The following is a 10,490-nucleotide window of genomic DNA, read 5'->3' on the forward strand; positions in this document are numbered from 1 at the left end:
GCGTCCGGTGGGCCCGAATTATGCCGCGGCCATTTCAACACGTCCCGTACTTCACCGAAACCCATCCTTTTCCGATCAACAACCGATCAACCTAGGGAACTTGATAGGGCGTCAATCGGATACAGATGCGACGCAATCGATGATTTGAGCAACTCGGTGTAGCAGTGCCTGCACGAAGCGTTATTCTCCTCAGACGCAAACCGGTACCCCTCCGTCGCTACGACGGGTGAACGGTCCCGCACTGCACGTGATGGAAGCTCTGCCTCTGGGAGTCCCGTGTACCCACACGTCGGGGTTGACGCCTCGGGCCTGGCTACGCTGCGCGCAACAGTCTCAACGGTCAAAGAGACGCTGCGTGGCCTCGTCCCCACCGCGTACGCCGTCCCCGCCTTCGCCGCCGCCGCGCCGGTCGGCCCGTGCTACGCACTGGCCGAGAGCAGCGCCGCCGTCGGCAGACGGGGGCGTTCCGCCGGCTCCCCCACCACCCGCCGCCCGGCCGCCGACAGCGACAGCGCCCGGATGATGGATCTGGTCGAACGCGCGCAGGCGGGGGAGGCCGAGGCCTTCGGACGTCTGTACGACCAGTACAGCGACACGGTCTACCGGTACATCTACTACCGCGTAGGCGGCCGCGCGACCGCCGAGGACCTGACGAGCGAGACCTTTCTGCGGGCCCTCAGGAGGATCGGCACCTTCACCTGGCAGGGCCGCGACTTCGGCGCCTGGCTGGTGACGATCGCCCGCAACCTCGTCGCCGACCACTTCAAGTCCAGCCGCTTCCGGCTGGAGGTCACCACCGGCGAGATGCTGGACGCGAACGAGGTCGAGCGCTCCCCGGAGGACTCCGTCCTGGAGTCGCTGTCGAACGCCGCGCTCCTCGACGCCGTACGGCGGCTCAACCCCCAGCAGCAGGAATGCGTGACGCTGCGCTTCCTCCAAGGCCTCTCCGTCGCCGAGACGGCCCGGGTCATGGGCAAGAACGAGGGCGCCATCAAGACCCTCCAGTACCGCGCGGTCCGCACGCTCGCCCGGCTCCTGCCGGACGACGCCCGCTGAACCACGCGCCCCACCCCCGCCACTCCGGGCGACCTCCAACTCACATACAGTGAAAGCGGGTTGCCTTTCCACTCCGATCGTCCGCCGTCCGTAACCCAAGTGCCGCGCCAGTCGTTGTGCGGGATACAGGCTCCCTGTGGTCACGTCCTGGCCGACTCTGCTCGCTCGATCGGGTGGAAGCGGCCGTGGGCGTGCAACCCTCAGGACCCCCTGGGGAGTCGACCGTCATGACGAGAGGAGGTGCCGCCAGTGATCGCGAACGTATCGGCGCACCGGCGGGCGAACGCCTTCGCCCAGGCCCTGGAGGAGCAGTCCGACCGGGACACGGCGGCCGAGCAGTCCGCAGCACCGGCGGCTTCGCCGCCGACCACCGAGGAACAGACCGAGCAGGGCGGGCTACTGGCCCTCGCGGCGGGTCTCGGGGCGCTGCCCAGGCCGCAGCTCGACCCCGACGTCAAGGTCGTCCAGCGCGCGCAGCTGGTGGCCGCGATGGAGGCCATGTTCCAGGAGGGGGCGGCGGCGGACGCGTCGGTACCGGAACAGCGGTCCCACCGGGCCAAGGGCGCGCACCGGGCGAGCCCGCTGGGCAAACTCCGACCGCGTTCGAGGCTGACCAAGGGCCTCGCGGCCGGCGGACTGAGCGTCGGCGTGGCAGCCGGAGCCTTCGGCGGGGTAGCGGCCGCCAGCTCCGACGCCCTGCCCGGCGACTCGCTGTACGGCCTCAAACGCGGCATCGAGGACTTCAAGCTCAACTACCTGACCAACGGCGACGACCAACGCGGCCAGACCTACCTCGACCAGGCCTCCACCCGGCTGAACGAGGCCCGGCGGCTCATGGACCGCGACCGCGGCGGCCACCTCGACCACGAGTCCATCGGCGAGATCCGCCGCACCCTGTCCGGGATGCAGCACGACGTCTCCGAGGGACACCGCCTGCTGCACGAGGCCTATGAGGCGGACCCCGGATCACTGGGCCCGATCCAGGCGCTCTCCACCTTCTCCCGGTCCCACCGCGAGGTGTGGAGCGCGCTCAGCGACAAGCTCCCCGTGCAGCTCGGCGACGTCAAACAGCAGGTGTCGTCGGTCTTCGACGCCATAGACCAGGAGGTCGCCCCGCTGCAGTCCCTGCTCCCGCAGCCCCCCTCCCAGGGCGGCGACGGCAAGCACCAGGGCTCCGGCCCGGCGTCCACCGGCTCCTCCGGCACCCATCGGTCGACCACGCCCAGTGCCTCCGGCCACACGCCGTCCTCCGGCGGGCACTCGAGCCCCGGCGACCCCAGCGGTTCGGCCAGCGCCAGCACCGGCGAGGGCCTGCTCGGAGGAAGCACGGGCGGACTGCTCGACCCGCCGAAGACCGGTAGCGGCAGCGGCACGCCGTCCACCAGCAAGCCCCCGACGAGCGCCCCGGACGTCACCCTTCCCCCGCTCCTGCCGGGCCTCCTGCCCGGCCTGGGCATCGACAACCAGGAAGCGAACTAGCGCCGGACGACACGACGGTGGGGCGCCCCTTTCCGAGCAGGGGCGCCCCACCGTCGTATCCGCGTACCGGCCGCAGGAACGGCTCTCAGAAGAACACCGACCTGCGCTGCACCAGCAGCTTGTACAGCGTGTGCTGGATCTGCTCACGGACCTGGTCCGTGAGGTTGAACATCAGCATCGGGTCCTCGGCGGCCTCCGGCGGATAGCCGTCCGTCGGGATGGGCTCGCCGAACTGGATCGTCCACTTCGTCGGCAGGGGGATCGCGCCCAGCGGGCCGAGCCACGGGAAGGTCGGCGTCAGCGGGAAGTACGGGAAGCCCAGCACTCGCGCGAGCGTCTTCGCGTTGCCGATCATCGGGTAGATCTCCTCGGCCCCGACGATCGAGCAGGGGATGATCGGCGCCCCCTGCCGCAGCGCCGTCGACACGAAGCCGCCGCGGCCGAACCGCTGCAGCTTGTAGCGTTCGCCGAAAGGTTTCCCGATGCCCTTGAAGCCTTCCGGCATCACCCCGACCAGCTCGCCCTGCGCCAGCAGCCGTTCGGCGTCCTCCGCGCAGGCCAGGGTGTGCCCCAGCTTGCGGGCCAGCTCGTTGACCACCGGCAGCACGAAGACCAGGTCGGCCGCGAGGAGCCGCAGATGCCGGTCGGCGGGGTGGTGGTCGTGCACGGCGACCTGCATCATCAGGCCGTCGAGCGGCAGCGTCCCGGAGTGGTTGGCGACGATCAGCGCCCCGCCCTTGTCCGGGATGTTCTCGACGCCCTTCACCTCGACCCGGAAGTACTTCTCGTACACCGGGCGCAGCAGCGACATCAGGACCTGGTCGGTCAGCTCCTCGTCGTAACCGAAGTCGTCGACCTCGTAGTCCCCGGTCAGCCGACGCCGCAGAAAGGCCAGCCCGGCCGCCAGGCGCCGCTCCAGGCCGCCTTCCTGCCCACCGGGCCCCGACTGCTCCGGCGGCCTCTCGTCGCCGCTCACAGGCCCATCCTCCCGCGCCCGGGCACGCCCCGGCAGGGGCTGGACCTCCCCCAGCTCGCCGGCCTCGCCGCGCCCGCCGCGCCGGCTGCCGGCACTCCGGCGCCGTGCCGGGCGCTGCGTGGCGCTCCCGCGGGACCGGTCGTCGTCGAACGGAATGACCTTGGCGTCCGCCATCGTTGCTGCGCTCCTCAGTTGGCGCTGTGCGTCGTGGGCCGGCCGCCGCCCGGCGCGGCCAGCGCGGCGATCCGGTCGACGGCCCCCGCGAGGGCCTCGGGCGGCAGCAGCCCGGGTCCCTGGCCGCGGGCGAAGTCCGCGAACGTCTCCGCCGTGGTGTACCTGGGCGTGAAGCCCAGCGTCTCGCGCATCTGGACGGTGTCCACCACCCGCCCGTGGGTCAGCAGCCGGATCTGCTCCGGTGAGAAGTCCGTCATACCCAGCGTACGGACCAGCGAGCCCGCCCACGTGACCGCGGGCAGCAGCAGCGGCACGGTGGGCCGCCCGAGCCGCCGGGAGCACTGCGACAGCAGCAGCACACCGTCCCCGGCGATGTTGAAGGTGCCGCTGTTGAGGGTGCCCCGGCTCGCCTCGTGCGAGGCGAGCCGCAGCACCTCGATGACGTCGTCCTCGTGCGCGAACTGCAGCCGTGGGTCGTAGCCGAACACGGTCGGCAGGACGGGCAGCGCGAAGTAGGAGGCGAGCGGGGTGTCGGCGGAGGGGCCGAGGATGTTGGCGAACCGCAGCACGCACACGGCCACGTCCGGGCGCCGCCGCGCGAACCCTCGTACGTACCCCTCGACCTCGACGGTGTCCTTCGCGAAGCCGCCGCTGGGCAGCGACTTGGCCGGGGTCGTCTCGGTGAACACGGCCGGGTCCCGGGGCGCCGATCCGTACACGTTGGTACTGGACTTGACCACCAGGCGCTTCACGGTCGGCGACTTCTGGCAGGCGCCGAGCAGCTGCATGGTGCCGATGACGTTGGTCTCCTTGACCGTGGCCCGGTTGCCGCCGCCCAGCGCGGTGCCGGTCACGTCCAGGTGGACGACCGTGTCGGCGGACGTCTCGGCGAGCACCCGGGCGATCGTCGGCTGCCGGATGTCGGCCTGGATGAAGTCGGCGCCGCCCAGATGGTGGGCCGGTGGCACCGCGTCCACCGCGATCACTCGGTCGACCTCCGGGTCCCGCTGGATCCGCCGCACGAACCGGCCGCCCAGTTGCCGGGCGACTCCGGTGACGAGCACGACCTTTCCCAAGATCAGCGCCTTCCTTCCCGCGTTACCGGTATCCCGCGTTCCCCCTGTGCGGACAACCTATCCGGTGGATGTTGCGCTGTGATGACCGCCCGATGCATGACGTGACGGAAATTCGTCCAACGGCCACCTCGGGGTGCTGGAACGGTGCCGGACCTGTGCCGGAACATGCCGGTGGCCCCCCACCACACCGGGCGGGGGGCCACCGTGACACGCTCTCGCGGCGCCGCTTACTTCTTGTTGCGGCGCTGAACGCGCGTGCGCTTGAGCAGCTTGCGGTGCTTCTTCTTGGCCATCCGCTTGCGCCGCTTCTTGATAACAGAGCCCACGACTACCCTCGCTCACTTCTCATCACTCGGTTGTTTGGGCGCCATGGGCCCACACGACCTACGAGGGGCTAGCCTACCCAACCGAGCGCCGAGGTCGTAATCGAGGGTGCTCCGGGATCCCCCGGAGAGGTGCCGTCAGGCCGTTTCCACCCCCACATAGCTGTCGCGGAGGTACTCGTGGACCGCTTGCTCGGGGACACGGAAGGACCGTCCCACCCGGATCGCGGGCAGATGACCGCTGTGCACCAGGCGGTACACGGTCATCTTCGACACTCGCATCACCGTGGCTACCTCCGCCACGGTCAGGAACTGAACCTCGTTCAGAGGCCTCTCGCCAGCTGCACCCATGACACACCTGAACCTTCCGCACTCGACGGCCACCGGCTTCCCCTTCCGGTGACTCTTCGTCGTTGCGTGCTCACTCCCCAGGGTAGGGGCGGGTGATGCGAGTGGGGAAGAGGTGCACGCATCGGCGGCCTACTGTGACAGACATGCTCGTTTGAGTACGTAGCGGGTGAGCGGGCGGTAGTAACTAGACCGCACCCCGTCATCAAGTGGAACGACGACGGACACGGCCCCCTCGGCCTCCCCCACGAACAGCGCGGGATCATCGGTGTCGGCGAGCCCGATCGCCTCGAACCCCAGCTGACCTGCGCCGCAGACCCACCCGTGGTCCCCGACGACCAGTTCGGGCAGGGGGCCCCCGCCGGCCGCGGCGGCCTCCAGCACGACCCGAACCGGCAGCGGCGAATGACTGTGCACGCCCGGCTCACAACCGGGGCGCCCGACCTCGGTTTCCCGCACCAACGCGACACCTCGTACGTAGTCGAGGTAGTGCGTGCGTAGACCGAACCGGGTCAATATGTCGACACGGCGACCCTGCGCCGGTGTGAGCACCTCACACCCCGCCGCCGAGAGCGCGTCCGCCAAGCCGGCGTAGAACCCGAGCAGCGGCCGGGGGTGCCCGGTCCCCAACAGCACGGGCGCACCACGCCGGGCCACCCCCCGCAGCCGTCCCGCGAAGGCGTCCAGCGCGGCCAGCGTCCGCTCCGGGTCGATCACGTCAGGACCGGAGGTGTGCCGAGGATCGGCCGAAACCCCACACCGGTCCGCCATCAGAGCGAGCAGTTCCCGCTGCGCCCAGGTCCTTTCCGGATCGATCCCGATCAGCACCCGGGGGTCCCGCGCGGCGAACAGCCGGTAGCTCCGCAGACTCGCCTCCCGTGAGGTCCCCACCACCCCGGCCAGTCGCGCCGCCAGCAGATGCGCGCGGAGGTCGGCGGGGGTCAACACGGATGCGATGGTGACTCATCGGGGGCACCCGGAGAGACGGAAACGGGGGAACTGCGCACGGTTGGCCTAACGGCCGCCCGCCCGGCCGGTACTCACGGAAGCAGGCCCCGCAGCGGGAACGAGGCCCGCCGGGTCGCGAGCACCGCCTGGTCGAGCCGGTCGGCGGGATCGTACCCGTCCTCCCACGAGGCCCAGGACACCGGCCACCGCCCGTCCGTCATCCGCTGCGGCCCCAACTGCCGGGTCCGCGCGAACACTTCCTGCCGCCACCCCTGCGGGATCACCGCCTCCGGCTCCACCGGCCGGCCCGCCGCGATCCCCACCAGGTGAGTCCAGGACCGCGGTACGACCTCGACCACCGCGTAGCCCCCGCCGCCGAGCGCCACCCACTTGCCGTCGGCGTACTCGTGCGCCAGCTCGTGGCACGCCACCTGCACCGCCCGCTGCGCGTCCAGCGACACCGCCAGGTGCGCCAGCGGATCCTCGAAGTGCGTGTCGGCGCCGTGCTGCGACACCAGCACCTGCGGCCGGAAGTCCGCGAGCAGCTCCGGCACCACCGCGTGGAACGCGCGCAGCCACCCCGCGTCCCCGGTGCCCGCCGGCAGCGCCACGTTCACGGCGGCGCCCTCCCCGGCGCCCGCGCCCGTCTCCTGCGGCCACCCGGTCTGCGGGAACAGCGTCCGGGGATGCTCGTGCAGCGAGATCGTCAGCACCCGCGGGTCCTCCCAGAACGCGGCCTGCACCCCGTCCCCGTGGTGCACGTCCACGTCCACGTACGCGACCCGCTCGGCCCCCAGCTCCAGCAGCCGGGCGACGGCCAGGGCCGCGTCGTTGTAGATGCAGAACCCGGACGCGCCCCCCGGCATGGCGTGGTGCAGCCCGCCCGCGAAGTTCACGGCGTGCTCGGCGTCCCCCCGCCACACCGCCTCGGCGGCCCCCACCGACTGCCCCGCGATCAGCGCGGACACCTCGTGCATCCCGGAGAACGCGGGATCGTCGAGCGTGCCGAGCCCGTACGCGCCGTCGGCCCCCGCCGGATCGGCGGACGCGGCCTTCACGGCGTCGATGTAGTCCTCCCGGTGCACCAGCCGCAGCGTCGACTCGCCCGCCGGCTTCGCCGTGACGACGTCCACCTCCCGGTCGAGCCCGAAGGCACCCACCAGTTTCCGGGTCAGTGCCAGCCGGACCGGATCCATCGGATGGTCCGGGCCGAAGTCATAGCCCGTTACTGCCTCGTCCCACATCAGCTGTGCGCGGCCGCTCATGCCCGCCACCGTATCGGTCCGGTTGAGCGGCGAACGACCTGGCGTACACCAACGTCACCAGCACCAACACCATCGGCACAAGCATCGCCCCCCGATAGCTCCACGCGTCCCCCAGCGCCCCCACCAACGGCGAACCGACCAGAAATCCGAGGTAATTGAAGATGTTCAGCCGCGCGATCGCCGCGTCCGACCCCCCGGGGAACAGCCGCCCCGCCGCCGCGAAGGTCTGCGGCACCAGCACGCAAAGACCCAGGCCCAGGAGCGTGAACCCCAGCATCCCGACCCACGCTCCGGGCGCGGAGGCCACCACCGCGAACCCGCCGGCCGCCACCAGCGCCCCGAGCCGGACGACCGTCACGGCCCCGAACCGCCGCACCCCCAGGTCCCCGATGGCCCGCCCCACCAGGGTGGTCACCATGTACACGTTGTAGGGCACGGTCGCCAGCTGCTCCGAGCTGCCCAGCACGTCCTTCAGGTACTTCGCGCTCCAGTTGGAGACGGTGGAGTCCCCGATGTAGGCGAAGGTCATCACCAGGCACAACGGCAGCAGCAGCTTGAAGACCACGCCCCCGGCCCCGCCCTGCTCCCCGCCCGTCGGCGCCGGTTCCCCGTCGACGTACCAGCGGCTCCCCACCAGCGTGGCCGGCAGCAGCACGACCACCACCGGCAGGTACGACACCCACAACGCGAGCTGCCAGTGCGCCCCGGCCCACGCCAGCGAGGCCCCGACGATCCCGCCCAGGCTGTAGGCGGCGTGGAAACTGAGCATGATGCTGCGCCCGTAGGTCCGCTGCAGGCTCACCCCGAGCATGTTCATGGAGGCGTCCAGCGCCCCCACGGCCAACCCGAACACGCCCAGCGCCACCGCCAGGGCGGCCACCTGCCCCTGTCCGCCCGCCCCGGCACCGAGCAGCGCCAGCAGCACCACCGGCTGGGACCAGCGCAGCAGCCGGCTGGGCCGTACCCGCCGCACCAGCTGCTCGGTGGTCACACTGCCGACACCGGCGAGGATCGGCACGGCGGCGAGGAAGACCGGCAGCAGCGCGTCGGACACGCCGTACCGGTCCTGGATGGCGGGGATACGCGTCACCAGCAGGGCGAAGGTGGCGCCCTGGGCGAAGAAGCTGAACGCCAGCGAGGCCCTACCGCGCCGCAGCACATCGGTCATGGCGGCGAGCGTAGGGCCCCTGGCTACCTGTGGGTAGATCCAGCCAAAGATGAATTTCCCTCAACTTCACCGCCCACGGCGGCCGGTGGTCAGGCGGCGACGGCGACCGCGGGCTCCTCGGCCGGCGCATCCCCGCTCTCGGCCTCGGCCTCGGCGGCGAGCATCTGCTCCATGGGCCCGACGGCCAGGGCGCCGCTGACCACCATGGCGATCAGGACGGCACCGACCATGATGACGGTGCCGAGCCACACCATGGTGTCCACGGGGACGGTGTACGCGCCCACCACCCGCGCGACGCACTCCGCGAACAGCACCGCACCCCAGACCACGGAGAACACCCGCTCCTTGCGCAGGAAGGCCGCGGAGTCGGCCGCCGCCCCCGACGCGAGCCGCGCCCAGGCCGCCTCCTTCGCCGGGTCGCCCTTGATGAGGAACGGCTTCATGCCGGCGGTCATCATCGGCTTCCCGAGAACGACGGAGACCAGGATCCCGATGGCGACCGTGCTGCTGATGCCGCTGTCCTTGGCCAGCATCAGCCGCGGGTCGCCGGAGACGAAGCTCAGCAGCAGCGAGACGACGTTGACGACCAGGATCAGACCGGCGAGGGCGTTGGTCCGCCGCTCCTTGACCAGACCCCACACGGTCCGCAGGGCCGGGACCACACTGCTCCAGGCGAGCGCCGCGAAGACGCTCATCCCGAAGGCGTCCTTGAGGAGGTAGTACGAACCGAGCGGCACCGCCACGTCCACGATCAGCGGCTTGAAGTTGTCCAGCACGCTCGGGTTCTGCGTCTGCTGCTTGCTCCGGCCCTGGGCCCCCGTGTTCTTCGTCATGCCCTCAGCTTCGCCGCCGGAGGGGGTTCGCCAATAGACACAACCGTCCGGACGTCCGCATGACAATTGTCAGGCACCGACCGATGGCACAGGTCATACCAGCAGGTCAGCCAACTCCCCCATGCTGGAGAACAGTTGGTTCGCCCCACTGAGCCGCGCGACGGGCGTCATGGCCGTGAACCCGTACACGTCCATCCCGGCCGCCACGGCCGCCTGGACGCCCAGCGGGGAGTCCTCCACGACCACGCACCGCTCCGGGGCGACCCCCATCCGCTCGGCCGCGTACAGGAAGAGGTCCGGCTCCGGCTTGCCCCGCCCGACGTCCTGCGAGCTGAAGATGCGCTCCTCCTCGAACCACCGGTCGAGCCCGGTGGTCCGGTGTCCCACCCGGATCCGCTCATGACTTCCGGAGGAGGCCACGCAGTACGGCGTCCCGTCCGCGGCCAGCTTCTCCAGCACGCCGGCCACGCCGGGCACGGGCTTCAACTCGCGCTCGAACGCGGCGAAGACACGGGCGTGGAACACGTCGTCGAAGTCGTCCGGGAGACGCTGTCCCGTGCGCTCCAGGACCAGCTCATGGATCCTGTGCATCGCCGACCCCATGTAGTCGCGCAGCGAGTCCTCGTAGGACGTGGGATGCCCCAGCTCGGTCAGATAGGCGGCCAGGTGCCGGTTGGAAATGGGCTCGCTGTCGACGAGTACGCCGTCGTTGTCGAAGATGATCAGGTCATAGCGCATGACAACAACCCTAAACGCAGAAAACCCCGCACCAGAATTGGTGCGGGGTTTTCCCAAAAATTGTTCGGCGGTGTCCTACTCTCCCACAGGGTCCCCCCTGCAGTAC

The 10,490-nt window shown here is 70.6% G+C and carries 11 protein-coding genes; 2 read left to right on the top strand and 9 right to left on the bottom strand.

The window, feature by feature from the left end:
- Nucleotides 1–276: 276 nt before the first annotated feature.
- Complete coding sequence (locus ACZ7FF_RS43115; RefSeq protein ID WP_470819986.1) at nt 277–1,056, top strand: ECF subfamily RNA polymerase sigma factor, BldN family; 780 nt, start codon at nt 277–279, stop codon at nt 1,054–1,056.
- Between the two features lie 249 nt (nt 1,057–1,305).
- The gene (locus ACZ7FF_RS43120; protein ID WP_470819988.1) at nt 1,306–2,535 is read left to right on the top strand and encodes a DUF5667 domain-containing protein; all 1,230 of its coding nucleotides are present in this window, start codon (nt 1,306–1,308) and stop codon (nt 2,533–2,535) included.
- An 85-nt stretch (nt 2,536–2,620) separates the two neighbouring features.
- On the opposite strand, the gene ACZ7FF_RS43125 is transcribed toward ACZ7FF_RS43120, so the two are convergent.
- From ACZ7FF_RS43125 to ACZ7FF_RS43165, 9 genes are all read right to left on the bottom strand, one after another.
- Entirely contained in the window at nt 2,621–3,685 is a 1,065-nt protein-coding gene (locus tag ACZ7FF_RS43125; RefSeq protein WP_470819990.1) for a lysophospholipid acyltransferase family protein, read from the bottom strand.
- Between the two features lie 14 nt (nt 3,686–3,699).
- Nucleotides 3,700–4,761 carry an NAD-dependent epimerase/dehydratase family protein gene (locus ACZ7FF_RS43130; RefSeq protein WP_470819992.1) on the bottom strand — a complete coding sequence of 354 codons (1,062 nt, stop codon included), beginning with the start codon at nt 4,759–4,761 and terminating at the stop codon, nt 3,700–3,702.
- A gap of 227 nt (nt 4,762–4,988) precedes the next feature.
- Nucleotides 4,989–5,087 carry a 30S ribosomal protein bS22 gene (locus ACZ7FF_RS43135; RefSeq protein WP_003948845.1) on the bottom strand — a complete coding sequence of 33 codons (99 nt, stop codon included), beginning with the start codon at nt 5,085–5,087 and terminating at the stop codon, nt 4,989–4,991.
- Nucleotides 5,088–5,222: 135 nt separating this feature from the next.
- Entirely contained in the window at nt 5,223–5,435 is a 213-nt protein-coding gene (locus ACZ7FF_RS43140) for a helix-turn-helix domain-containing protein (RefSeq protein ID WP_452968313.1), read from the bottom strand.
- A 129-nt stretch (nt 5,436–5,564) separates the two neighbouring features.
- Nucleotides 5,565–6,380, bottom strand: a complete 816-nt coding sequence (locus ACZ7FF_RS43145; RefSeq protein WP_470819994.1) for a phosphatase — start codon at nt 6,378–6,380, stop codon at nt 5,565–5,567.
- Between the two features lie 92 nt (nt 6,381–6,472).
- Nucleotides 6,473–7,645, bottom strand: a complete 1,173-nt coding sequence (locus ACZ7FF_RS43150) for an acetoin utilization protein AcuC (RefSeq protein ID WP_470819996.1) — start codon at nt 7,643–7,645, stop codon at nt 6,473–6,475.
- Nucleotides 7,596–8,813 (bottom strand): MFS transporter, encoded by a 1,218-nt coding sequence (locus ACZ7FF_RS43155; RefSeq protein ID WP_470819998.1) that lies wholly within the window; start codon nt 8,811–8,813, stop codon nt 7,596–7,598. Before ACZ7FF_RS43155 ends, ACZ7FF_RS43150 begins: the two co-directional genes overlap by 50 nt.
- An 89-nt stretch (nt 8,814–8,902) precedes the next feature.
- Complete coding sequence (locus ACZ7FF_RS43160; protein ID WP_470820000.1) at nt 8,903–9,646, bottom strand: VC0807 family protein; 744 nt, start codon at nt 9,644–9,646, stop codon at nt 8,903–8,905.
- A gap of 93 nt (nt 9,647–9,739) precedes the next feature.
- On the bottom strand, nt 9,740–10,384 hold the full coding sequence (locus tag ACZ7FF_RS43165) for an HAD family hydrolase (protein ID WP_470820002.1): 645 nt from the start codon (nt 10,382–10,384) through the stop codon (nt 9,740–9,742).
- Nucleotides 10,385–10,490 lie beyond the last annotated feature (106 nt).

The sequence above is a fragment of the Streptomyces sp. NPDC037126 genome (assembly GCF_055605965.1).

Bases quoted from the DNA above. Each gene is read 5' to 3' on its own strand.
- ACZ7FF_RS43125 (WP_470819990.1), bottom strand. From the start codon at position 3,685: ATGGCGGACGCCAAGGTCATTCCGTTCGACGACGACCGGTCCCGCGGG.
- ACZ7FF_RS43140 (WP_452968313.1), bottom strand. From the start codon at position 5,435: ATGGGTGCAGCTGGCGAGAGGCCTCTGAACGAGGTTCAGTTCCTGACC.
- ACZ7FF_RS43150 (WP_470819996.1), bottom strand. From the start codon at position 7,645: ATGAGCGGCCGCGCACAGCTGATGTGGGACGAGGCAGTAACGGGCTAT.
- ACZ7FF_RS43155 (WP_470819998.1), bottom strand. From the start codon at position 8,813: ATGACCGATGTGCTGCGGCGCGGTAGGGCCTCGCTGGCGTTCAGCTTC.
- ACZ7FF_RS43160 (WP_470820000.1), bottom strand. From the start codon at position 9,646: ATGACGAAGAACACGGGGGCCCAGGGCCGGAGCAAGCAGCAGACGCAG.
- ACZ7FF_RS43165 (WP_470820002.1), bottom strand. From the start codon at position 10,384: ATGCGCTATGACCTGATCATCTTCGACAACGACGGCGTACTCGTCGAC.